The organism is Bacteroidia bacterium (assembly GCA_027493955.1).
Lineage (GTDB): Bacteria > Bacteroidota > Ignavibacteria > SZUA-365 > SZUA-365 > JAOSJT01.
The window spans coordinates 2,555,020-2,580,832 of the sequence record JAOSJT010000001.1 but is presented as its reverse complement, the minus strand read 5'-3'; the positions used below and the strand labels follow the sequence as shown (position 1 = coordinate 2,580,832).

The following is a 25,813-nucleotide window of genomic DNA, read 5'->3' as shown; positions in this document are numbered from 1 at the left end:
TATCAAATACTGCGATAGCCGAAAGACTCAAACGTGATGGACGGGCATTAAAGAGACAACAGTCTTTATTGACAGATAAGGTAGAGAAAAAAATCCGACAATGCAAATTCGGATATGCGTTGTCGCAGTTATGCCGCGCCTTTCCGGAGTTCCGCACTGCAGCTTCGTTGCGTCAACCGGCGCGGCAGAATCTGATGCGGGGTGTCGAGGGTGTCGGGAGCGAATTCTGCAACGTGTGAAAAAAAATCCCTTCTCCTCGTCAAAACCCTTGCTTTTCCGCATTTCATGCGCCAATTTGCACGCATATTTCTCCTGAAATCCGAAGTGTGCCGCTTGCGGTATGCTGTGGTTCGGCACTTCCGGAGAGATTGCGCTGCGTGCCCCAAGTGCTGAAGGTGCGTTGGCCATTCCTTCGGGAGCGGCCGGTCCGAGGTTCAAAGGTGGAGGCAGAAATCGTCGCACGGTCGCGGCGTAGCTGGAACGCGTTTCAATGCCATTGGCGCCTCCCGCTTCCCATTGCACGAAATGGCATGTTATCAGTTTCAAGGTCTGTTGTATGAACATCTATGTCGGCAACCTTTCGTACCAAATGACGGATGATGACCTCCGGGCAGCATTCGAGCCTTACGGTGAGGTGAGCAGCGCACGCGTTCTCCGCGATAAGGAGACCGGTCGTTCCAAAGGCTTCGGCTTCGTTGAGATGCCCAACGATAGCGACGCAGAGGAAGCGATCAAGGCGCTGGATAACGCACAAATAGGCGGCAGGAACGTAAAGGTGAATCAGGCGCGTCCCCGCACGGATGACGCACCCCGGTCAAGGTCGCGCTTCTGATTATCAGAATCTCGTCCGTCTCCCTTTGAACCCGTCCCGCCACACCGGCGGGACGTTTTGTTGAACGCAGAACACAGAAGGGACAGAACACAGAAGGAACAGAAAATACAGAATGTTGGTCTGGGAAACGGGAAACGGGAAACGGGGATCGAGAATCGAGAATCGTGAATCGTGAATCGAGAATCGTGAATCGAGAATCGTGAATCGAGAATCGGGCACCGATCCATTCGTTGGTTACAATAGGTCCCGGAGGTTTCAGATCATGGACCGAAACCACCAGGACCTGATGCGTCCCAGGAAATAGATCGGTGTCCACGATCCTGAATCTGGACAGCCGGGTGGCACACTCAACGTGAGGCTCCCCGCCCCTTTCCCGCTTCTCCTTCCCGATTAACGATTCCCGATTAACGATTCCCGATTAACGATTCCCGATGGTCTTGCCTGCGGCCGTATTGCCGTGCAATTGTTTTGATAAAGCCAGAACTCTCCGTACATTTAAGGTTCGGAACGAGTAAAAGGCGGTTTGTATATGCTCATAAGTATGACTGGATATGGAAGCGGGACGGCGGCGAATGAATCGACCACAGTCACGGCCGAAATTCGCTCGGTCAACAACCGCTATTACGAGTTCTCGGTGCGGTTGCCCAAGCATCTGCAGAACAGGGAACTGGATCTGAAGGAATTGATACGTCCCCGCGTACGCAGGGGCAAGGTCAATCTCAACGTGGCAGTGGACCGGGCCGCAATCGAGGCCGCCCCGGCGCGTATCAACGAGGAGGCCGCCCGTGATTACCACGCCATGCTGATTTCTCTCCGTGATGCCCTCGGGCTTGAAGGCGGTATCACGCTCGATACGCTGATGAAATTTCCGGACGTATTCGCGGTGGATGAGCAGGAAGCGATTTCCGATGAGGAATGGACGCTGGTCACCGATGCGGTTACCGCCGCCGTGGACAATATGCTCAGCATGAAGGAAAAGGAAGGGCGGGAGCTTTCGGATGATCTCGCACAGCGGGCTGGCGTGATGAGCGCCGGCATCGACGCCATCGAGAAGCTGGCCGCCGGGCGCGCGGATCTGGAGCGCGAACGGCTCGTCGAGCGTCTTCAGGCCGTGATGGCGGACGAGAGAATTGATCGCGAACGTCTGGAACTCGAAATCGTGCTGCTTGCAGATAAAATGGACATCACCGAAGAGCTCGTGCGCTTCCGTAGTCACACAAAATTCTTCCTCGAGAATCTCGACTCCGGCGAGTCGGAAGGGAGGAAGCTTTCTTTTCTCCTGCAGGAGATGAATCGGGAAGCCAACACCATCAGCTCCAAAAGCTATGATGCGGAAATCGCGCATATCGTCGTTTCCATCAAGGAAGAACTCGAGCGCATCCGCGAACAGATACAGAATATCGAGTAAATGCTTTTCGTCCTTTCAGCCCCGAGCGGCGCGGGAAAAACGACCATTGCCCGCGGCATCCTCCAGCGCTTTCCGGCACTGCGCTTCTCCGTTTCGGCTACGACGCGTGCGCAGAGACCGCGCGAGACCGAGGGCAAGGATTATTATTTTCTCACACGCGAAGAATTCGAACGCCGCGTTGCCGGCGGAGACGTCGTGGAGTGGGAAGAGATATACGGCAATCTCTACGGCACCCTGCGTTCGCAGGTGGACGAGGTGCTGCGTGAGAACGGGCACATGCTGTTCGACATCGACGTCAAAGGTGCCCTTGCCATCAAACGACTGTATGGCAGCTCCGCCGTACTCATTTTCATCAAGCCGCCAAGCCTGGAGGTGCTCCGCCAAAGACTCGAGCACCGCGGGACCGACGGCGCTGAGGTAATCGAACGCCGCATGGACCGTTCCGTCTGGGAACTGGAACAAGCGGTGCATTTCGACCATGTGGTCATCAACGACGATCTGACGCGTTCCATCCCCGAAGTTGCGGCGCTCATCGAATCGTATCAGAACAGCGAACACGTTTCATAATAACTCAGCAGGAGTCATTCTATGTCCCTCGAACCTCTGGATCTTTCCGTCATCGACAATCACGCCGAAAACATCTACGAAGCAATCGTGGTGCTTTCGCGTCGTGCACGGCAGATCAACGAAGAGATCAAGATCCAGCTCAATCAGGAGCTGGAAATGTTCACCACGCGCATGGATTCCGATGAGGAAATCGAGAGCAATCCCGAGCAGGCGCGCATCAGCATAGAATTTGAAAAAATGCCCAAACCCACACAGCAGGCGGTAGCGGATCTGATGAACGACCGCGTAACCTATCGCTACAAGGAAGAATGAGCCTTCGCGGCAAGCACATTCTCGTCGGAGTCACCGGCAGTATTGCGGCATATAAGTCCGCCCTGCTCGTTCGTGAGCTCGTGAAATGCGGGGCAGAGGTTCGCGTCGTCATGACGCCCTCGGCTTGCGAATTCATTACACCGCTCACTCTCGCAACACTCAGCCAGGGGGACGTGGTCCTGGACATGTTTCCCGCCGACCGGTCCAAGGGGACCTGGCATATCCATCTCGCTCTCTGGGCCGACCTCATGATCATCGCGCCGGCGTCTGCGAATTCCATTGCGAAAATCGCGCAGGGCATGGCGGACAATGCGCTGACCTCGCTCGTTCTGGCGCTGCGCTGTCCGCTGCTGGTGGCTCCTGCGATGGATACCGACATGTTCGTTCATACAGCGACGCAGGAGAATCTGGACATCCTACGCCGCCGTGGTGTCGGCATCATTGATCCCGACGAAGGCGAACTTGCGTCCGGATTGTCGGGCCCCGGGCGACTTCCCGAAACCGGCGTACTCATGGATGCGATCACGCGCATGTTTGCCCGGGCTCACGACCTAGCGGGACGTACCGTCCTGGTCACAGCCGGTCCGACATATGAACCCATCGATCCTGTGCGATTCATCGGGAACAGAAGTTCCGGGAAAATGGGCTATGCCATTGCCGCCGCCGCCGCCGCGCGCGGTGCGCGGGTGATACTGTTGAGCGGCCCAGTCCATCTCCCGACGCCGGAAGGTGTCGAGCGCATGGACGTCGAGACCGCTGACGCGATGTATGCCGCCGCGATGACGCATGCCGACAGTGCCGATATTTGCGTACTCACCGCCGCGGTAGCCGATTTTCGTCCTGCCAGCCCCGCAGAGCAGAAGATGAAGAAGGATGACGGCAACGAAACAGGCCTTGACCTGCGCCTTGTACGCACGCCCGATATTCTGCACGCCCTGGGCAGCCGCGGTGGGGCGGTGCTTGTCGGATTTGCGCTTGAAACCGAAAATGAAAAAGAGAACGCCCGGAAAAAGCTTGTCGGGAAAAATGCGGACCTTATCGTTCTGAACAATCCACGGACGGAGGGTGCCGCTTTCGGTTCCGACACCAATGTCGTGACCTTGTTCGGGCGCGATGGTTCGGAAGAAATTCTGCCTTTGATGGATAAGAGGCGGATCGCGGAGATTATTCTCGACCGGGCGGCTTCGGTGCTGGCTTCGCGCGCCGGCTGACTGGTTTGGATTGATTTCCCGGGGAATGTAGTTTTCCACTTCGTACATGAACATGGTAATGCCAGTGTCTGATCTCCATCGCTATCTCCGGCAGCAGCAAGAACAGTATGGAGACCTGCTCTACGTCGAGCACGAGGTCCTGCGACGCGTTACTCTCGCCTCGCAAGGCCTGGTTGAGGATAATGGGCGCGTGGATGAGATGTGGAAAACAGCAGATACGCTCGGGGCGCTCAATGCCATGATCTGCGATTGCCACAAGTGTCCTCTGGGAGAAACGCGTACTCGCTTCGTCTTTGGTGTCGGCAATCCAGCCGCCGACGTCGTGATAGTAGGCGAAGCCCCTGGCGCTGATGAGGACAAGAAAGGGGAGCCGTTCGTCGGCCGTGCCGGGCAGTTGCTCAATGACATCCTCAAGGCGATTCATTTTTCGCGTGAGGAAGTCTTCATCTGCAACATCCTGAAGTGTCGTCCGCCGAACAATCGCGATCCGCTCGCCTCCGAGGTGGAACAATGCGAACCGTATCTGCACAAACAGTTGGAACTCCTTCAACCGAAAATCCTCCTCGCGCTCGGACGCATCGCCGCACAGACATTGCTGCGCACGAACGACTCACTGACGAAGCTTCGCGCATCCGTCCATGAGTATCGTGGTATTCCCCTGGTTGTGACCTACCATCCTGCCGCGCTTCTTCGCAATCCGAATTGGAAGCGCCCCACCTGGGAGGATGTGCAAAAGTTCCGGGCCCTCTACGATACGCTTTCTGTCGGAAGAAAGAGCTGATACCATGGACGCACCATTCCCTCCGTACGTTACAGAGCGAAGCAGCGCAACCGCTGTCCGTGTTCCGCCGCAGGCGCTGGATGTGGAGCGCGCCGTGCTGGGTGCGATGCTGCTGCAGCCGGAAGCTACGGTGTCGCACGTGTTATCGCTGCTGACGCGCGAAGCGTTTTACGCAGACGCACACCGCACGATCTTCGATTCCATCGCGCGCCTTTTCGAGAAACAGCAACCAGTGGATCTCATCACCGTCGGCGAGGATTTGCGCAGAGCGGGCAGCATCGAGACGATTGGCGGGATGATGTATTTGACGCAGCTGACGGGTGAAGTGATTTCGCCCGCGCATATCGAGTATCATTGCCGCATCGTACTCGAAAAGGCCATCAAGCGCCAACTGATCGAGCTGAATACATCCCTGATCACCGATTGCTACATCGAGACCAGCGACGCCTTCGAGATGATCGACCGGGCGGAGGAAGAGATATTCAAGCTCTCCGAGCGACATATAAAGCAGAGCTTCACCGAGATACGTGTCATCGTGAAGCCTCTGCTCAACAAGGTCTACAAAATCTCCCAGGAGCATTCGGGTGTTACCGGCGTACCTTCAGGATACACCATGCTCGATGACAAGACTGGTGGGTGGCAGCCGACGGATCTTATCGTGCTTGCGGCGCGTCCCTCCATGGGCAAAACGGCGTTGGCGCTTTCCATGGCGCGAAACGCGGCAATCGATGCGGATATGCCAGTGGGCGTGTTCAGTCTGGAAATGTCCAGCGAGCAGTTGGCGCTCCGTTTGCTCTGCGCCGAAGCGCGTGTCAATATGCAGCTCGTTCGTACGGGACGCATTCGCGAGGAGGATTTCAATCGACTCGCCCGCTATGTGGGGAAACTGGAGAGAGCGTCCATTCTTATTGACGACACGCCCGGCATTTCCATACTTGAGCTGCGTGCGAAGGCGCGTCGCATGGTGCACGAGCATGGTGTGAAGCTGATCGTGATCGACTATCTGCAGCTCATGAGCGCACCACTGGTACGCGAGAGCCGTGAGCGTGAAATCGCCTCGATCAGTCGTTCGCTCAAGGGACTGGCAAAAGATTTAAATGTTCCGGTTATTGCGCTTTCGCAGCTCAACCGAAGCGTAGAGACGCGTGCCGGCGGCAAACCGATGCTTGCCGATCTTCGTGAATCCGGCGCCATCGAGCAGGATGCCGACGTTGTGATGTTCATTCACCGGAATAAGGACGCCGAGGCTCCCCCGGAGGAACTCGGCCGCGCCTCGGTCATCATCGCGAAGCAGCGAAACGGCGAGGTCGGTGAAGTTGATCTGGCGTGGATTTCCGAATACGCGCGCTTCGAAAATCTTGAAACACGCATGCCGGTGAGCATGCTTCCGCCGCCGGATGAGGAACCGAGCTTCTAGCGCATGCACTTGGGCATGTGAACCGACGTGGCCGTTTTCCGCCACGTGCATACCAAGGGAGGAGCATTACGAATGGTCTTGTTTTGCGAAGACAACGATTCTAGTTTTTCCTGATATCGAGGAAATCGACACATGCGTCTTTTCAGTATTCTGTTCTCAATCCCATTTTTTGTATACGGCACCCTGATCGCCCAGAATCAGGAAGAACGCGTCACGGTCCCGCTCTCCATCGCCGCAGAGATGCGGGGTTTCGATGCCGGTCAGATGCATCCTGCGGAGAGCATGAGATTTCAGCCGATGATCCCCGCGCCACAGAGGATGAATCCGGCGAGAAAGAGTCCCGTGTTGGCGGGGGCTCTGTCCCTGATCCTCCCCGGAGCGGGCGAAGTGTACGCGGGCAGCTATCTGCTGGCGGGATTATTCGCGGCGCTTGAAGGAGCCGGTTGGTACTACTCGATTGACGCCAACCGAAGGGGTGACGATGCGACGGTCATCTATCAACATTATGCCGATCAGAATTGGAGCGTGGTCAAATACGCCCAGTGGTTGAACGAGAATGCGAAAAACTATCCTGGCGGCGACAAAGCGGTGCACATCGACATCAATCCCGACAAGTCCTTGCCACATTGGCAGCGCGTGAACTGGGAGCAGATGCACACGACGGAAATGGCGGTACCGCAGTTTTCACACAGACTACCGGACTACGGCGATCAGCAATACTACGAACTGATCGGGAAATATAACCAGTATTCCTACGGCTGGAATGACAAATTGGAAGGGGATTACTGGAATCCCTCCCCGAATTTCCTGTACTACAGTGGTCTCCGTGGCGATGCAAACCGGTATTACGACAGATCCAGCGCCATCATCAACCTTCTGATCCTGAATCATTTTCTCAGCGCCATCGATGCCGCCTGGGCGGCGGCACGTTTCAATCAGGCCGTGGAGTTGCGCTCCGGCGCACGTTTGCAGCGCCTGCCCGATGGCCGTCCCGATATTGTCACCTCCGCGCGATTTACCTACCGCTTCTGAAAGGCAGGCAGTGCAGACCCTTCGCATACTGATTATTGTGTTTGCCGATGTCCTGCTCGCATGTGCGGCCACCGTGTTCGCGCAGGATGGAGAGCCTTCCGCACCGCTGGCGCCGCGTCCGAATCAAGTCATTTCAGCGGTGGGAGTTCTGGGCAACGAGTTGACGAAAACGGAAGTCATCCTGCGCGAGCTGACACTTCAGGTTGGGGATACGATAGATGTTGCGGAGCTCGAATATTCGAAGAACAGAATTTACAGTCTGGGTTTATTCAATCGCGTGGACATCACCTGGCCGCCGATCGACAGCACGGTTCTCATTATCGAGGTGGACGAACGCTGGTATCTGTATCCTGTCCCGATGTTCGGTATAGTGGAAAGAAACTGGGACAATTGGTATTACGGCCTGGGCGTAAAGCACGACAACTTCCGCGGGAGAAATGAGAAATTATTTGCGGGATTCGTACTGGGCTACAACCCCTGGGTATCATTGAGCTATGTCAATCCATGGATACTCGAAGACGAGCATATGTTCATGGAGAGCAATTTCGCCTGGTCGCGGGTGGTGAACAAAAGCAGGATTTCGCAGGGTGAAGGACCCAACTTCGACGAGATTCGCTACAAGCTGCATCAGGGCTTTGGCAAGCGTATAGACCAGTTTCGCAGCGCCTGGATTACCGCCAGCTACAATTACGTCGAGGTGACCGACAAGCGCGCGGGGAGGACCTTATCCGACGCCGGGATAGACCGCTATCTGACGGTGGGTGCCGGAGCGCGGCATGATACCCGTGATCTGGCGGAGTATCCCACGAGCGGCATTTTCGGCATGGCGAACATCGTGAAGAAAGGCGTATGGTTCGGCTATGTCGATTTTCTACAGTGGTCATTTGATGTCCGCGTCTATCAGCTCCTTCCGGGAGGTGTTTCCCTGGGACTTCGCACATTTGCGGTACTCAGCAGTGGGCCATCCGTTCCGAATTACGAGCATGTTTTTTTCGGTTTTTCCGAGCGTCTCCGCGGTCATTTTCATACGGAGCTCGAGGGTGAGAATGCCGCCGGTGCGTTTGCCGAATTGCGTATCCCTATCGTACCGCGATTGTACATTCACGTCCCCGAGGTACCGGTACGCCAGTTCCGTACCTGGAAACTCGGTTTGTATGCGGCGCTCTTCGCCGATGCCGGCATGGTCTGGGACAGGAAGGAACATCCTGACATCGCATCGGCGTCCAGGGGATACGGTGCCGGGTTGCACTTTCTTTTGCCGTACAGCACCGTGTTCCGCATAGACCGTGCCTGGGATGAAGCGGGACGCGGACAGTGGATATTCGATGTGGGGGCATCGTTCTAAGGCGCCTCGATGACAAGATCTGGAATTCGGTTTGATCGCTGTACGAACCGCCGGGTGTTGGAGCCTGTGCGCTTGAATTTCGGAGTCAGCTGAGGTCGGTATACGAAAAGTACTGTCGGTTTTTTTCGTTCCTCGGGGAAAATAGGCCGGGCCCGGATTTTTGACTTTCGACTATTGGGAGTATTGCATAGTTTGCTTGTTCATACTTTCTGACCATGTTCATTTTGGGAGCATTACATGGACAGCACAGGACAATTCAATCAAAAGCGTTTGCCGGATCATGATTACTCGGAGCCGGGGACGTATCATCTGCGCTTCGACGTCGACAAACACGGGGCGGTACTCGGCACGATGAACAAGGGAGTGATGACGCTCAACACCTTTGGCGAGTTACTGCTGGGCGTGCTTGGCACCGCCTTACAGGTGTTCACCTGCCTGCGCATCGATGCCATGGACATTCGTCCCCGGTGCGTGGAGTTTGTGGTCACCATCGAGTCGTGGCGGAAGCCATTCATTTCCCGCTTCATCGAATGGTTCGACAAGTGGCTGTATCGTCGCCAGATGACCATTTCGGCGTTCGCGGGATATGTGAAAATGAACAGCGCGCGCCGCATCAACAGCGCGCGCGGCGGGAGCGGGACGCATTTCTGGACACTCGGGTACAAGGATCGGGTCTTGACCGATCAGCATGAGATCGATCGCGTGTGCGCGCGACTTGATATGCGCTTCCGTCGCGTGCGGTGTTCGTTGCGCTCCGAGGAAGCTGGCGCACAGAGCGCACAGACGCAAAGCTTTTCATCGGCCATGTTGAGCGGCTTGCGGAAGGTGTTCGGGGCGTTGTGCGGCGGCGCAGAGGTGGTTGGGCTTCCGGAGGCAGTGGAGCTGCCGTGCGACACGATGCTGCTGGGCCGGGCACTGTTTCTGAACAACTCGTTGTTGCGGCCGTTGACCGGAATTTTTGGTAACAGGGAAGCGACAGGAGGAGAGAGTGTGCCCGGAGGTCGCACGCGAGTACGGTTGATCTGGTCTGTGGGTCCAGGTAGGATTTTTCTGAGAGAGCCCGGTGATAGTTGACGGGCAGCATTGAGTGGTAATCCTGCGAAGGCGGGTGTGGGAAGCGTATATCCCGGGTCGGCGAGCGGCTGTGCGGGGAGGCGGAGCGTGGGGTGACGGATGAATTGGGTGGTGTACGGGGAAGGGAGGAGGGGCTGGAGGTGATGGCAGGGCTGGGTTTGATGAGGCTGAGGGATACAGAGGACCATATCCTGATCCTGAAGGTAGTAATTTCGATTCATGAATCGAAATTGGTTCACAGAGCCCACCCCCGGTAATTTCGATTCATGAATCGAAATTGCTATACCCTGAATATCGGTTTTCCTACATACACAGCCCCAAAAACCCGGGGAAGCTCGCTGCCCTCCACGACCACCCCACAGAAAAGAGCAGTGCGATTCATGAACCCAATTCCCAATACAACGCGATGGCGGCACAAAGCACCAATCCACCACGCCCGCCTTTTCTCCCTAGCACATCCCTTCGTACATTAACAGCATGAATCTCTTCTTTGCCCGCGAATTCACCTCCACAAACTCCGCGCGAGTATCTGGTCAGGAACACCTCCACCTCTCGCGTGTCCTGCGCCTGCGCGAGGGAGATCCGATTCTGATCAATGACCTCAAGGGAGCCGTGTACGATGCCGTCATTCACTCGATCGAAAAGGAAGCGACGATCTGTACGCTCAGAGAGAAACTCCGCCATTTCAATGAACCGCCGATCCCGGTTACTCTGGCGCTCGCTGTCATGAAAAATCCAGGCAAAATGGACTGGGTTGTGGAAAAAGGTACGGAACTGGGTATGACAGCTTTTCAGCCGCTTCTGACCAAACGGACAGTACCATCATCAGTGAAGATCGCGCGGCTCCGAACTCTCGCCGAAACCGCGGTGAAACAATGCTTGCGGGCTGTCGTTCCGGAAATCCATGAAGCACTGATACTCGAGCAGACGCTGCACGCCGCTGCGGAGCACAGATTGCTCGTGTGTCACGAAGCCGCAGATCTGTCCTGTACTCCGGAAAACCTCAGCTTCGATGACAAACCGATTACCCTGTTCATCGGGCCGGAAGGTGGATTCGCCGATGAAGAAGTCGCTCTGTTTCGTGATCGTGGCGCGGAAATTCTTTCTCTGGGACCACGCCGATTGCGGGGGGAAACCGCGGCGATTGCGGCGCTTGCCCGCGTCATCGCCCGGCTGGAACACCAAAATCCGTCGCGGGACAACCAGGTGTCTGACATCACCAACGCTGAAGAACGCTCTCGTAGGTAAATCTGATCACTCACCAACACCGCACTATGTCCTACTCCCAGATTCTTCGCAGACTCAGTCGTGTCCTGAAAAGTACTGTCAACGACGTACTGGACAATTTTTCACAGGAAGCCAAAGATCTTCATGACTTCGATGAGGAACTCCGGCGTGGCGCACAGGGCGGAGAACCCGAATCCGGACCTCGATCACAATCCTCCTCCTCCGGCACCAACACTGGGAGAAGCCATTCCTCCGGCCGACAAGAACACCACGGCGGTAACAGATCCGAGGGAAAACGTAAACCGGGAGAGCGTGAGGACGCCTGGTATTTCACTCGACTCGGGCTCACCCCGGATGCGTCCGACGAGCAAATACGAAAAACCTATCGAAAACTCATGGCGCAGTACCATCCCGACCGGGTCGCAACGCTCAGCGCTGAGCAGCAAGCCGCAGCGGCCGAAAAGGCGAAAATCATCAACGAAGCATATCAGATCATTGCGCGTCGCAGAGGAATTCGCTGAAGGAGAGTCTCTCCTTCGTTCTCCTCGGGCGCAAAGGTGTCAACGGAGGATGTGCATCAATGTCGAAGTGGATGGCGCACCATTGTGCATCAGGATTATCTGATACAGCCCTGTGGGTTGATCCTGTAAATGCATTTGCAGAGCATGGGCGGTGCCGCCCGTGACTGCTCCCTGCGTGACTCTCTGTACCACCCTCCCGAGTAGGTCGCGAACAACCACTTCCACACCGGCTGTTGCAGCTGTTTCGTAACGCACGGTAACACTTCCCGCACTCGGTGTGGGATAGACGGTAATTGATGGAGCATCATCTGTGACAGAGAAATCAGCAGCGGTGGTCATGCCTTTGTCCAGCGGTAAAGCAATCGATGGTAAATTTCTGTCCATCCAGTGCAGGCGGTCCCGGATCCAGTTTTTGAGGTAATCAACCTCATCCAGGTAACTCTCACCCACATAGGCGTTGGGCCAAATGTACGTCCCGAGGAGGTCCCAGCGCAGGAAATGCCTGACCTGCGCCTCGTCAAGCAAGGTCGCTACGGAGTCAATGATGTGTCCGACCCGCTCCTCGTGCAATGATGAGGCGCGCAGTTCCGTCCAGCGCTTTTCTAGTCTTGACACGAAGGCGGTATCCTGCAGTAGTCGGCGCCACCAAAAAGGCACTCGCTCGTAATGAATTCTCCATCCGGAGCTGCGCTCGCCTCCCGCATAATTCGCATTCCCGAAGGCGATATTGAAATCCCACACCGGGCCCGCCGTGAGCTTCCCTCCGGCGCTCTGCCTGTCTTTATGCAGGTAGGCACTGGCGACATAGCTGTCAACATTGTTGGACCACTCGTTGAGCAAAATGTAATCAATAAAAGAATCTAGATTCAGGAATGCCGCATACCCGCGAAGCGGGTCATTGAATGCGGGATGGCGCATGAGCGCCTCGAACGATTTGACGTATCCTTGTATATACCACTCTTGCTGTACATTGATGTTTTTCGGAGAGGGATAGATATACCAATACACGAAAGTTCCCAGGGAATCCTCCGCGGCCGCGAAGCCTTTGTCGTTCTGTTTGCCGTTGTGGTCAATGGCAAGAATATAACCACCGGTGAGGGGTTCGCCGGAGGTGATGTCTCCTGCGATTTTGGAAATGTTCACGCGGCTTTTGTCCCGCTTGACATTTTCCATCAACACATACACACCCCGGTAATCGCCATTCAGGACGAGTTCGCAAAACTGTGTGCGGCTTGCGTACCAACCGAGTTCACGTGCAATGCGAAACATGAGCACGTTGCGCATCAGCGATTTGTCCACCGCAGGACCGAACAGAATCCATTCATGCTCGGCAGGAAAGTCCATAAGTACGACGTTGCTGTCCTGCCCGGATGAGCTCACGGTTTTGAACAGATATTGCTTCTGATCATAGGTCAAGGAAGAATTACCCCGGAGCTCTATGGAAATCAGGCCGTCATAGTCGGTGAAGGTGCTGTCAATGTGATTTGCGCCGGACGAGGAACGAATAATTCCCATGTACGCCGGAACTTTGGGCTCGTCCGGGATTTCGACGCCATCGGTGTTGATGACCACAATTGGAAGAGAAGATGCGGTGAATTCCACTCTCTGTGCCCGGAGCTCCACGGTGCACGAAAACACGCCGAGGAACATGATCACCGCATGCAACGCTGTAAGAGCCCGGAGCCTACGTCGGCAACACCTGTGCAGGCAAGAGCGATATTCCGATGCCGGCAGAATGGACAGAAATGGGATACCGGGTTGCTGCGATGGACGTGACATGAAGGAACTCTGTGCCTGGAGTATTGAATTCATCAGAAATCCGCTTCCTTTCTATCGGAAAAAGTACGTTCCCGGAGCTGGCGGAGCAAGGGTAACAAACCAACGCATGCAATCCTGCGGACAAAGTGTCGGGACATGATGATCGTGACAAGAAAGCGGTCTCAGGAAGCGCACGAAGCGATCTGCGCTTACCGCCGCGAGATCAGGCTGAGGAGGTACAGACACCGCTCGCTTACCGCTATACGACCATCGCCATCGCTCACACGAGCGGAAAAAAGGCCAAAACCAGTACATTGTGTTGCTTTGACCTCCTTGCAGACATCCTCCACGGTGTCGGTGTGAAACAGCACCAGCGTAAGGACTTATGGCCCCGCACCATGGGTATTTGAGCGCGAAGCACGCGGCAGCGATGATTCTCGGGTCCCGTCCCCACAAGTTTTTTTTCGGTCCTTCCACAATTTGTTGCGTTTCTCGCTGGAACAGTGTAATTTCCGCACAGATCATCCCTGAAAGCGCATTGCTTTCGTTCAAATGCCGCATAGCCCTCTGCGCGGCCGCAAACGAAGTTCCGCACCTGCTCTCATCCTCACCGGACTGAACGTCCCATAACTGCTTGCATCGGCATCCACAGGTCGCCGCGATATACGGTGGCCGTACGAACAACAAAAGCGGATTGGTGAGATGTGCTTCCACCCAGTACACGGAAGGAAGGACATGTAATACGAGTACATATTCGGATCACTCTTAATTAACACGAGGTATTTATGAAATCTCCTTCGACATATGTCGCGACCCCAAACCTACGGAGTATCACAGCATTACTCGGGTCTGTTGCCGTGTTGTTTCTGGTGCTGACGTCGTCCGCCTCGGCCCAGTACTGCACTGCGGGGTCGACCTACTGCGGCGGTGGCGACGAACAAATCAGCAATGTCACGGTTGCCGGCATCAACAATAACAGTGGTTGTGGCACCGGCGGCTACTCCGACTATACCGCAACCGTGACTCCGGGGGCCATGACCGCCGGTTCTTCGTATCCCATTTCCGTCACCAACTTGTATGCCTACACGGGGGATCAGGTGAACGTCTGGGTTGACTGGAACAACAACAATGTGTTTACCGATGCGGGGGAGGCCTTCCTGCTCAGCACAACGAACAACGCATTGTTCACCGGCAACATCACCTGTCCTGTAGGCACACTCACGGGTAACAAGCGGATGCGTGTCCGCCTTTCCTATTATCCGACGCTGACGAACCTCTCGTGCGGCGTTGAAACCTTCGGTGAAGTCGAAGACTACACCATCGCTGTGACAGGGCTTGGCGATCCACCACCCACCATTTCGCTGACCAGCTCTCCCGCATGCGGTAGCACGGCGAACCAGACGGTCGTCGCCAATATCACGGACAACGGTACTGTCGCCGCAGCCGTCATCTGGTTCCGCAAGAACACGGGGACGTGGTATAATGCAAACCCGACGTCCACTGTCGGCAGCACGTACACCTTTACCATCAACCATGCGACGGTCGGCGGTGTGGTGCCAGGCGATGTGATCTGGTGGTACATCGGCGCACGCGACAATCTTAACGGCGTCGCCACCTTGCCCTCCGGCGGCAGTGGTACGACACCTCCGGGTTCCACGCCACCCCCGGCGCCGAATTCGTACGGCATCGCCGTGTCCTTGCCGTATTCACAGAGCTTTGATGCGGTGGGTCATGGTTGGACCTTCGGAGGAACGGCGTCAACCTGGCGTGTCGGGACTCCGGTTGGTCTGATCGGTACGACGGCCGCATCTCCTCCGAATGCGCTGCTGTGGCAGACGACTTCCGGTCAGTATGCGAACAACGAGCAATCGTGGGCGATGTCTCCGCCGATGAGTTTTACCGGGCTCATCAATGACCCCGTGATCGCCTTCAGCCAGAAGCGCAATATCGAGAATGTGTGGGATGGTACCTGGGTGGAATACACCACCAACAACGGCACCAACTGGATTACTCTCGGCACCTTCCCGCCGGGCCCCAGCTCCCTGAACTGGTACACCGTTGGTTCGCTCAACTCGGCGCCGAATCAACCATCCTGGACCGCCGATTCCTACACAGCGTGGGTACGATCCGTGCATACTCTGACAGGTCTCGCAGGCCAGTCCTGCGTGCGTATTCGTATTCGTGCAGCATCCGACGGATCGGTCGTTTATAGCGGCATGGCGATCGATGATCTTGTCGTGGGCGACTTCCCGCAAAAGGATATCGAGGTGGTATCCGCAAATGTGAGCTACGCGGTTGATCGCTGGGCACAGGTGCAGGGCCAGCCGCATACCGTCAGCGCGGTGATCAAGACCAATGGCTGGGAAACCCCGCCAACGTCCGTGACTTTGGTGTACAAGGCGGGCAGCGTGCCGGCCAGCACCGGTGACGGCGTGTCGCAGACTTTCTCACCGACGTGGGCCAGCGGCCAAGCGACGGTGAACTTCTCCACACCGTACACCCCCACCGCGCTTGGTCCGGTCACGGTCCACGTGCGCGCTTTCTACACAGGTGACGGTGCCCCGGGCAACGACAGCAAATCCTACATCATGAACGTGCAGACGGACAAAGTGTATGGCTTCGAGGATTTCGAAGGTCTTCCCGCTTCCGGCTTGCCGAATTTCCGCACAGGTTGGACTGTCATCAACAATGGCGGCGCGAACACCTGGGGTGTGTACATCTACGTTCCGACCGCGAGTACCATCGCCGGTTACCTGACCGATCTGAACGCCAACGATTATCTGATCAGCCCGCCCGCACTGCTGCGTGCCGGTTCGAGCTATCGTGTGCGCTTCAAGTACGGCGGTTGCCCTGGTGCAGCGGGACCGATCACGCTTGCTCTGCTTGTCGGGCAGACGCCGAATCCGGCAACGATGTCCGTTGTGAATACGTGGGTTGTGCCCCAGACCGGTGTCGCTATCGATGCAGCAGGAGTAATCCCCGGAACGGCACCGTACTTCAATACCGATCCCTCCGCTCCGGCGAATTACTACATCGCTTTCCATGCAACGAATCCGTCCGGCGCCAACAGTTGTGTCGCGATCGACGACATCATCATGGACGACAACCCGTCGCCGCCGCCGAAAATCGGTTACGGCTTCCCCGGCTCGCCGATCACCTCGTATGTGGACGATCCGGGCATTCCCATTCAGATCACGGCCAACTACAAACAACCGGGCCTGATCAACAAGACCTATGCCGTCTCGACGACGACGAACATCTTCGGTACCCTTGGCGACTTCCTCTGGGATGTGACGACCACGACCCCGTGGATCACGCTGACCAAGTCCACACCGGATCCGACGCTGCAGGGCTACAACTTCACCCCGCCGCGTCCGCGTCAGTTCCAGACCTTCACCATGACCATTGATCCGTCGGGCCTGCCGATCGGCGTGCATCGTGGTGAACTGCAGTTCTACGGCATGCTGTTCAACAACGACTTCCCGCCTCCGATGAACGGCTTGCGCGCGACGAACGAAGTCTTCCGCGTGGTGGTCGAGCTGCGCGTGGTGGCCAGCGGCGGCGGATATGCGCCGACGTCGCAGAGCCGGACGCTCGGACCGATGACGGCACCGAACACCTACATCTTCACCGACGCCGCGACGGGCGACCCGATCGGCACGGTGCACATGACGAGTGGCACGGTGAACTCCATGACGATCACGGTGTTCCCGAACCAGCTGCCGCAGAACCTTGCGCGCATGCACTACGTCAAGCGCTACTGGCAGATCACGCACAGCGGCGGCTCGTGGACGGCGGACATCACCTTCCCGTATGCACCGCAGGAAGCGGCGATGGTGCAGGATCCTCTGCAGCTTCGCGGCGTTCGCCAGGCGGTGATGCTGGGCCAGTGGGAGAATCCGATCGCGGGCACGACGTCGGCATCCGATCCGGCGAATTCGCAGGTGAAGGTGTTCAGTCTGAATCCGGGTAACGTGGGCGGCAACATCGCGTTGGCGCACCCGTACGGATTCGTGAAGGCCGATGGCGACGTTCCGGTGAGCTTCTCTCTGGATCAGAACTATCCGAACCCGTTCAATCCCTCGACGAGCATCAGCTTTGGCGTAGCGGAAGAGCGCACGGTGCGCATCGTTGTGTACAACCAGCTGGGCGCCGAAGTGGCGGAACTGGTCAACGAGACGATGCCCGCGGGCCGGTACACGACGCTGTTTGACGCACGCGATCTGCCGAGCGGCACGTACATTTGCCGCATGATCGCCGGTGACTATGTCAAGACCATACAGATGATGCTTTCGAAGTAAGCGCATCACACCGACAATCCTGACCATGAGAAGGCCCCGCAACAGCGGGGCCTTTTCGTATCGATGGGGCCAATTAGCCCCCCACCTGTGGTCAATGGCTTCATTCCTATCGGTACCGGTAGAAGGGAGGGATCACTCGCTGGAGAAGTCTCTCATGGTCTGTCGGAGAGATATCAAACGCTCGACGCATATCGTGGAGACTCTGATGCAAATTTTCACTGAGGTTGCATCTTGGCGAGGAAAACTGTAGGTTTCGGTGAAAATTTTACGGTATGATGTCGGCGTGTCTGTCGATGGAAGCCACAAAGAATCCCGTGGTGGAAACCATCTACGATTAATCCGATACCGAGTGATTGATGGAACTACGGCCTGTTGCACGACGGGAAGTAGATAATGCACTCATATATTGTCTTGTTATAGCTCAAGTCCCTACATAGTTGTACCTTCAAAAGGAGAAACGCCATGAAACCTTGTTTCAGCATGCACTGCGTTGCGGTAAAGTTCTTACCGTTCGTGGCCGCATTGTTGCTTGTCCTATCCGGCACTGCCTCGGCGCAGTACTGCACCGCGGGTTCTACCTATTGCGGAGGATATGATGAAGCAATCTACAACGTCACAGTCGCGGGCATCAATAACAGCAGTAATGCCTGCGGTACAGGAGGATACACCGATTTTACGACAACGGTTGCACCGGGAGCGATGACAGCCGGTTCGTCCTACCCCATTTCCGTCACCAATCCCAACGGCTATTCAGGTGATCAGTGCAATGTCTGGGTGGACTGGAACAACAACTCGGTCTTTACCGATGTCGGGGAATCGTTTCTCCTCACAACGACCAACAATACGCTCTTTACCGGCAGCATTACCTGCCCTGTTGGTACACTCACCGGTAACAAGCGTATGCGTGTACGCGTGTCGTATTATCCGTCATTGACCAATCTCTCATGCGGTGTCGAGACGTTCGGTGAAGTGGAAGATTACACGATAGCAGTTACGGGACTGGGTGATCCGCCGCCGACTATCGTTCTCACCAGTTCCCCTGGCTGCGGAACTGTCGCCAATCAGACTGTGGTTGCTACGATTACCGACAACGGAAGCGTGGCCGCTGCGGCGATCTGGTTCCGCAAGAACACCGGTTCCTGGTTCAATGCCGCCGCGACCTCGGTGGTAGGATCTACGTACACCTTCATCATCAATCATGCGACGTTGGGTGGAGTCGTTCCCGGCGATATGGTCTATTGGTACCTGGGCGCAAGGGACAACCTCAACGGCGTGGCGACGCTTCCATCCGGAGGCAGCGGTGCGACGCCTCCCGGCTCAACGCCTCCGGCGATTTTCTATTCTTACGGTATTGCCCTGTCCCTGCCGTATTCGCAGAGCTTCGATGCGGTAGGGCACGGCTGGACCTTCGGCGGAACGGCATCGAGTTGGAGAGTTGGAACTCCCGGTGGCAGCATCGGTACCACCGCCGCGTCTCCGCCTAACGCATTGCTGATGCAGACGACGTCCAACACCTACAACAACAATGAGAATTCCTGGGCCATGTCGCCACCGATGAGCTTTGTTGGCGCGGTAAATGACCCCGTACTTGCTTTTTCTCGCAAGTATGATTTCGAGTCCTCCTGGGACGGCGCATGGGTGGAGTACACCACGAACGGTGGCACGAACTGGCTGACGCTCGGGACCTTCCCGCCGTTGCCGTCCTCCCTGAACTGGTACAACGTCGCCAGTGTCATCTCCTGGGCCGGCCCATGCTGGAACGGTACCGCAGCGAGCACGTGGGTGCGTTCGGTGCATACGCTCACCGGTCTTGCCGGACAGCAGTGTGTGCAGCTTCGATTCCGCGGCAGTTCCGACGGTTCAGTGATTTACGCCGGCATGGCGATCGATGACCTGGTGGTAGGCGACTTCCCGCAGAAGGACATCGAAGTCGTGTCCGCGCATGTCGGTTATGCTCTTAATCGCTGGGCACAGGTGCAAGGTCAGCCGCATACCGTCAGCGCAGTGATCAAGACCAACGGCTGGGAAAGCCCGCCGACGTCCGTGACTCTGGTGTACAAGGCGGGCAGTGTGCCGGCCAGCACCGGCGATGGTGTGTCGCAAACCTTTACACCGACCTGGGCCAGTGGACAGGCCACGGTGACCTTCTCGACCCCGTACATCCCCACAGCGCTCGGACCGGTGACGGTGTTTGTGCGCGCATTCTACACGGGTGACGGCGCACCCGCCAACGACAATAAATCCTATGCAATGAATGTCCAGATCGACAAGGTCTACGGGTTCGAAGAATTCGAAGGTCTGGCAGCGACCGGCCTGCCGAATTTCCGTACCGGCTGGACGGTGGTCAACAATGGTGGCGCGAACACCTGGGGTGTGTACACCGATGGTCCGCGCTATGTCGGCGCCTATGTCAGCGACCTCAATGCGAACGATTATCTGATCAGTCCGCCCGCGCTTCTCCGTGCCGGTTCAAGCTATCGGGTTCGTTTCAAGTATAGCGGATGTTCGTGGGGTACCGCTCCGACAACGCTGGTGTTGCTCTATGGTCAGAACCCGAATCCCGCCACCATGAGTGTGGTCAATACGTGGGTCGTGCCGCAGGTCAGCAACTACGTGGATGCAACCGGTGTCATACCCGGCACCGCGCCGTATTTCAACACGGATCCTTCGGCTCCTGCGAACTACTACATCGCCTTCCGTGCCACGAATCCTTCCGGAAATGGCTGCGTTGCACTGGACGACATCATCATGGACGACAACCCGTCGCCGCCGCCGAAAATCGGTTACGGCTTCCCCGGCTCGCCGATCACCTCGTATGTGGACGATCCGGGCATTCCCATTCAGATCACGGCCAACTACAAACAACCGGGCCTGATCAACAAGACCTATGCCGTTTCGACGACGACGAACATCTTCGGTACCCTTGGCGACTTCCTCTGGGATGTGACGACCACGACCCCGTGGATCACGCTGACCAAGTCCACACCGGATCCGACGCTGCAGGGCTACAACTTCACCCCGCCGCGTCCGCGTCAGTTCCAGACCTTCACCATGACCATTGATCCGTCGGGCCTGCCCATCGGCGTGCATCGTGGTGAGCTGCAGTTCTACGGCATGCTGTTCAACAACGACTTCCCGCCTCCGATGAACGGTTTGCGCGCGACGAACGAAGTGTTCCGCGTGGTGGTCGAGCTGCGCGTTGTCGCCAGCGGTGGCGGATATGCGCCGACGTCGCAGAGCCGGACGCTCGGACCGATGACGGCACCGAACACCTACATCTTCACCGACGCCGCGACGGGCGACCCGATCGGCACGGTGCACATGACGAGCGGCACGGTGAACTCCATGACGATCACGGTGTTCCCGAACCAGCTGCCGCAGAACCTTGCGCGCATGCACTACGTCAAGCGCTACTGGCAGATCACGCACAGCGGCGGCTCGTGGACGGCGGACATCACCTTCCCGTATGCACCGCAGGAAGCGGCGATGGTGCAGGATCCTCTGCAGCTTCGCGGCGTTCGCCAGGCGGTGATGCTGGGCCAGTGGGAGAATCCGATCGCGGGCACGACGTCGGCATCCGATCCGGCGAATTCGCAGGTGAAGGTGTTCAGTCTGAATCCGGGTAACGTGGGCGGCAACATCGCGTTGGCGCACCCGTACGGATTCGTGAAGGCCGATGGCGACGTTCCGGTGAGCTTCTCTCTGGATCAGAACTATCCGAACCCGTTCAATCCCTCGACGAGCATCAGCTTTGGCGTAGCGGAAGAGCGCGCGGTGCGCATCGTTGTGTACAACCAGCTGGGCGCCGAAGTGGCGGAACTGGTCAACGAGACGATGCCCGCGGGCCGGTACACGACGCTGTTTGACGCACGCGATCTGCCGAGCGGCACGTACATTTGCCGCATGATCGCCGGTGACTATGTCAAGACCATACAGATGATGCTTTCGAAGTAAGCGCATCACACCGACAATCCTGACCATGAGAAGGCCCCGCAACAGCGGGGCTTTCTCTTGCGATCGCCACAAAAACACCATGGGAGCAGCCGCGGAAGCGCTTCCGGTTTTTATCCCTCCCCCTTGCTTTTCGTACATCGGGGTGCTAGATTCACAGTGTAGAGTTAGCCCGGCCCCAAAGTGACCGATTCGCACCGACCAATTCACAGGGTTGTTGGAGGTTATTCACACGCCGCACCGTGAATGCAACACGAACAGACATATCAAGTATTGTCTGGAACTTGTGCTTTTATTTACCATTAAAAAGATAATACGGTTGTATGATCCGATAAAAATCACCTCATTCACGTAGTCGCACCTTCACAAGGAGTAGATGTTATGAAGCTACGTTTCTCACTGCGAGTTCTCGCGCTCGCGATGCTGTTGATCCTGGGGTTGGGAGACGCATCCGCCCAGATCACAGTGACCATCGGCACAGGGACCTCAACACAGTCCTATCCGGTTAATATGGTCTGGTGGTACAGCCGCTCGGAAGCGGTGTATACCGCCGCTAATCTTGCGGCGGGAGGGTGGATCGGTGGTCCGGGTACCATCACCAATCTCCGCTGGAATGTTGCATCTGCAAGTTCTTACACGCCGCAACTCGGATCGATGTTGTACATCTATCTCGAGAACACGACACAAACGACCATGTCGACCGGTGCTCCCTCGACATCGGGTACCCTGGTCTGGAGTGGCACACATCCACTGTTCAACGTCACCGGATGGTGGAACTTCACATTGACCACGCCCTTCCTCTACTCGGGAGGCAATGTTATCGTGCGAGTGGTTCGAGACGACACCAACTGGGGCAGCGGTCCGTCCTTCTACTATACCACGTCCACGACCACGCAGCATCGCAGCGCTGCGGCCGACAACAATCCACCGACGAGTTTGAGCGCAAATACCTCGTTGCCGAATATCCAGATGGTATTGAGCCCATCAGGCGATCCTCCTCCGACGATCACTGTGACGAGTCAGCCCTCCTGCGGCGGCTCAGCAAACACGACGGTCACGGCTACGATTACCGATAACAACTCCGTCGCTGCGACGGCGATCTGGTTCCGCAAGAACACCGGTTCATGGTTCAATGCCGCAGCCACGTCTGTGGTTGGCAGCACGTACACCTTTACCATCAACCACGCAACGCTTGGCGGCGTCGCTCTCGGAGACGTGGTCTACTGGTACATTGGTGCCCGTGACAACAACAACAATGTCGCGACCTCGCCTTTCGGAGGCAGCGGCACGACGCCTCCAGGTTCGACACCGCCAGCTACTGTCAATTCCTATGGTATCGCAGTCTCTCTGCCGTACTCGCAGAGCTTCGATGCGGTGGGTCATGGCTGGACCTTTGGCGGTACGAACTCAAGTTGGCGCGTCGGCACTCCGGGCGGCAGTATCGGTACGACGGCTGCCTCTCCGCCCAACGCGCTGCTTATGCAGACGACGTCCAACACCTACAACAACAGCGAGAATTCCTGGGCCATGTCGCCACCGATGAGCTTTGTTGGCGCGGTAAATGACCCCGTACTTGCCTTTTCTCGCAAGTATGATTTCGAGTCCTCCTGGGACGGCGCATGGGTGGAATACACGACCAACGGAGGTACAACCTGGTTGACTCTCGGAACTTTCCCGCCGTTGCCGTCCTCCCTCAACTGGTACAACGTCGCCAGCGTCATCTCCTGGGCCGGCCCATGCTGGAACGGTACCGCAGCGAGCACGTGGGTGCGTTCGGTGCATACGCTCACCGGTCTCGCGGGACAGCAGTGTGTTCAGATCCGTTTCCGCGGCAGTTCCGACGGTTCGGTGATTTACGCCGGCATGGCGATCGATGACCTCGTGGTAGGCGACTTCCCGCAGAAGGACATCGAAGTCGTGTCCGCGCATGTCGGTTACGCTGTTAATCGCTGGGCACAGGTGCAGGGTCAGCCGCATACTGTCAGCGCAGTGATCAAAACCAACGGCTGGGAAACCCCGCCGACGTCCGTGACTCTGGTGTACAAGGCGGGCAGTTTGCCGGCCAGCACCGGCGACGGCGTGTCGCAAACCTTCACCCCTACCTGGGCCGGCGGACAGGCAACAGTTACCTTTACGACGCCGTACACACCAACCGCACTCGGTCCGGTGACCGTGTATGTCCGCGCATTCTATACGGGCGATGGCGCACCCGGCAATGACAACAGTTCCTATCTGATGAACGTGCAGATTGACAAGGTGTACGGTTTCGAGAATTTCGAAGGTCTGTCTCCTAGCGGTCTGCCGAGCAATTTCCGCAGCGGCTGGACTGTCATCAACAATGGCGGCGCGAACACCTGGGGTGTGTACATCTATGTACCAGTCTCAAGTCAGGTTGGCGCGTATCTCACTGACCTGAACGCAAACGATTACCTCGTGAGCCCTCCCGCACTTCTTCGCGCTGGTTCGAGCTATCGCGTGCGCTTCAAGTACGGCGGTTGCCCCGGTGCAGCGGGACCGATCACGCTTGCTCTGCTTGTCGGGCAGACGCCGAATCCCGCCACGATGACGGTGGTGAACACTTGGGTGGTCCCGCAGACGGGTGTGCCCATCGACGCCGCCGGCACCATTCCGGGTACGGCTCCGTATTTCAACACGGATCCATCAGCACCGGCGAATTACTACATCGCCTTCCAGGTTTCCAACCCGTCCGGTGCCAACAGTTGTGTCGCGATCGACGACATCATCATGGACGACAACCCGTCGCCGCCGCCGAAAATCGGTTACGGCTTCCCCGGCTCGCCGATCACCTCGTATGTGGACGATCCGGGCATTCCCATTCAGATCACGGCCAACTACAAACAACCGGGCCTGATCAACAAGACCTATGCCGTTTCGACGACGACGAACATCTTCGGTACCCTTGGCGACTTCCTCTGGGATGTGACGACCACGACCCCGTGGATCACGCTGACCAAGTCCACACCGGATCCGACGCTGCAGGGCTACAACTTCACCCCGCCGCGTCCGCGTCAGTTCCAGACCTTCACCATGACCATTGATCCGTCGGGCCTGCCCATCGGCGTGCATCGTGGTGAACTGCAGTTCTACGGCATGCTGTTCAACAACGACTTCCCGCCTCCGATGAACGGCTTGCGCGCGACGAACGAAGTGTTCCGCGTGGTGGTCGAGCTGCGCGTTGTCGCCAGCGGTGGCGGATATGCGCCGACGTCGCAGAGCCGGACGCTCGGACCGATGACGGCACCGAACACCTACATCTTCACCGACGCCGCGACGGGCGACCCGATCGGCACGGTGCACATGACGAGTGGCACGGTGAACTCCATGACGATCACGGTGTTCCCGAACCAGCTGCCGCAGAACCTTGCGCGCATGCACTACGTCAAGCGCTACTGGCAGATCACGCACAGCGGTGGCTCGTGGACGGCGGACATCACCTTCCCGTATGCACCGCAGGAAGCGGCGATGGTGCAGGATCCTCTGCAGCTTCGCGGCGTTCGCCAGGCGGTGATGCTGGGCCAGTGGGAGAATCCGATCGCGGGCACGACGTCGGCATCCGATCCGGCGAATTCGCAGGTGAAGGTGTTCAGTCTGAATCCGGGCAACGTGGGCGGCAACATCGCGCTGGCGCACCCGTACGGATTCGTGAAGGCCGATGGCGACGTTCCGGTGAGCTTCTCTCTGGATCAGAACTATCCGAACCCGTTCAATCCCTCGACGAGCATCAGCTTCGGCGTAGCGGAAGAGCGCGCGGTGCGCATCGTTGTGTACAACCAGCTTGGCGCCGAAGTGGCGGAACTGGTCAACGAGACGATGCCCGCGGGCCGGTACACGACGCTGTTTGACGCACGCGATCTGCCGAGCGGCACGTACATTTGCCGCATGATCGCCGGTGACTATGTCAAGACCATACAGATGATGCTTTCGAAGTAAGCGCATCACACCGACAACCCTGACCCTGAGAAAGCCCCGCAACAGCGGGGCTTTCTCCTTGATACGGAAGAATGATACGGGAGAACGACCCATGCATGGCCGCAGCCGGGAGGCGCCGCTTTGTA

At 57.2% G+C, this 25,813-nt stretch carries 16 protein-coding genes; 15 read left to right on the top strand and 1 reads right to left on the bottom strand.

Going from position 1 to position 25,813, the window contains the following annotated elements; translation table 11 throughout:
- Window positions 1–556: 556 nt before the first annotated feature.
- The 12 genes from M5R41_09795 (at window position 557) to M5R41_09740 (ending at window position 11,727) form a co-directional block, all read left to right on the top strand.
- Window positions 557–832: an RNA-binding protein gene (locus M5R41_09795; protein MCZ7556678.1), complete on the top strand. Its 276-nt coding sequence runs from the start codon at window positions 557–559 to the stop codon at window positions 830–832.
- 529 nt (window positions 833–1,361) lie between these two features.
- On the top strand, window positions 1,362–2,240 hold the full coding sequence (locus M5R41_09790; protein ID MCZ7556677.1) for a YicC family protein: 879 nt from the start codon (window positions 1,362–1,364) through the stop codon (window positions 2,238–2,240).
- On the top strand, window positions 2,241–2,807 hold the full coding sequence (gene gmk / locus M5R41_09785; GenBank protein MCZ7556676.1) for a guanylate kinase: 567 nt from the start codon (window positions 2,241–2,243) through the stop codon (window positions 2,805–2,807). It abuts the gene before it with no gap.
- Between the two features lie 21 nt (window positions 2,808–2,828).
- Window positions 2,829–3,119 (top strand): DNA-directed RNA polymerase subunit omega, encoded by a 291-nt coding sequence (locus M5R41_09780; protein MCZ7556675.1) that lies wholly within the window; start codon window positions 2,829–2,831, stop codon window positions 3,117–3,119.
- Window positions 3,116–4,330 carry a bifunctional phosphopantothenoylcysteine decarboxylase/phosphopantothenate--cysteine ligase CoaBC gene (coaBC, locus tag M5R41_09775; protein ID MCZ7556674.1) on the top strand — a complete coding sequence of 405 codons (1,215 nt, stop codon included), beginning with the start codon at window positions 3,116–3,118 and terminating at the stop codon, window positions 4,328–4,330. Before M5R41_09780 ends, coaBC begins: the two co-directional genes overlap by 4 nt.
- Window positions 4,331–4,388: 58 nt before the next feature.
- Window positions 4,389–5,111: a uracil-DNA glycosylase gene (locus tag M5R41_09770; protein MCZ7556673.1), complete on the top strand. Its 723-nt coding sequence runs from the start codon at window positions 4,389–4,391 to the stop codon at window positions 5,109–5,111.
- Window positions 5,112–5,115: 4 nt separating this feature from the next.
- Entirely contained in the window at window positions 5,116–6,528 is a 1,413-nt protein-coding gene (gene dnaB / locus M5R41_09765) for a replicative DNA helicase (protein ID MCZ7556672.1), read from the top strand.
- 132 nt (window positions 6,529–6,660) lie between these two features.
- Entirely contained in the window at window positions 6,661–7,560 is a 900-nt protein-coding gene (locus M5R41_09760; GenBank protein ID MCZ7556671.1) for a hypothetical protein, read from the top strand.
- 10 nt (window positions 7,561–7,570) lie between these two features.
- Entirely contained in the window at window positions 7,571–8,905 is a 1,335-nt protein-coding gene (locus M5R41_09755) for a BamA/TamA family outer membrane protein (GenBank protein ID MCZ7556670.1), read from the top strand.
- Between the two features lie 237 nt (window positions 8,906–9,142).
- On the top strand, window positions 9,143–9,979 hold the full coding sequence (locus M5R41_09750; protein ID MCZ7556669.1) for a hypothetical protein: 837 nt from the start codon (window positions 9,143–9,145) through the stop codon (window positions 9,977–9,979).
- Between the two features lie 477 nt (window positions 9,980–10,456).
- Window positions 10,457–11,227, top strand: a complete 771-nt coding sequence (locus tag M5R41_09745; GenBank protein MCZ7556668.1) for a 16S rRNA (uracil(1498)-N(3))-methyltransferase — start codon at window positions 10,457–10,459, stop codon at window positions 11,225–11,227.
- Window positions 11,228–11,253: 26 nt separating this feature from the next.
- Window positions 11,254–11,727 (top strand): J domain-containing protein, encoded by a 474-nt coding sequence (locus tag M5R41_09740; protein ID MCZ7556667.1) that lies wholly within the window; start codon window positions 11,254–11,256, stop codon window positions 11,725–11,727.
- 39 nt (window positions 11,728–11,766) lie between these two features.
- Here M5R41_09740 and M5R41_09735 read toward each other — a convergent pair whose 3' ends face one another.
- Entirely contained in the window at window positions 11,767–13,539 is a 1,773-nt protein-coding gene (locus tag M5R41_09735; GenBank protein MCZ7556666.1) for a CotH kinase family protein, read from the bottom strand.
- Between the two features lie 731 nt (window positions 13,540–14,270).
- On the opposite strand from M5R41_09735, the gene M5R41_09730 reads away from it, so the two are divergent.
- The 3 genes from M5R41_09730 to M5R41_09720 all read left to right on the top strand — a co-directional run bounded on the left by M5R41_09730 (window position 14,271) and on the right by M5R41_09720 (window position 25,688).
- Window positions 14,271–17,786 carry a T9SS type A sorting domain-containing protein gene (locus M5R41_09730; GenBank protein MCZ7556665.1) on the top strand — a complete coding sequence of 1,172 codons (3,516 nt, stop codon included), beginning with the start codon at window positions 14,271–14,273 and terminating at the stop codon, window positions 17,784–17,786.
- A 462-nt stretch (window positions 17,787–18,248) separates the two neighbouring features.
- Window positions 18,249–21,740, top strand: a complete 3,492-nt coding sequence (locus M5R41_09725; GenBank protein MCZ7556664.1) for a GEVED domain-containing protein — start codon at window positions 18,249–18,251, stop codon at window positions 21,738–21,740.
- Between the two features lie 378 nt (window positions 21,741–22,118).
- A complete protein-coding gene (locus tag M5R41_09720; GenBank protein ID MCZ7556663.1) occupies window positions 22,119–25,688 on the top strand; it encodes a T9SS type A sorting domain-containing protein in 3,570 nt (1,189 codons plus the stop codon).
- Window positions 25,689–25,813: the final 125 nt, after the last annotated feature.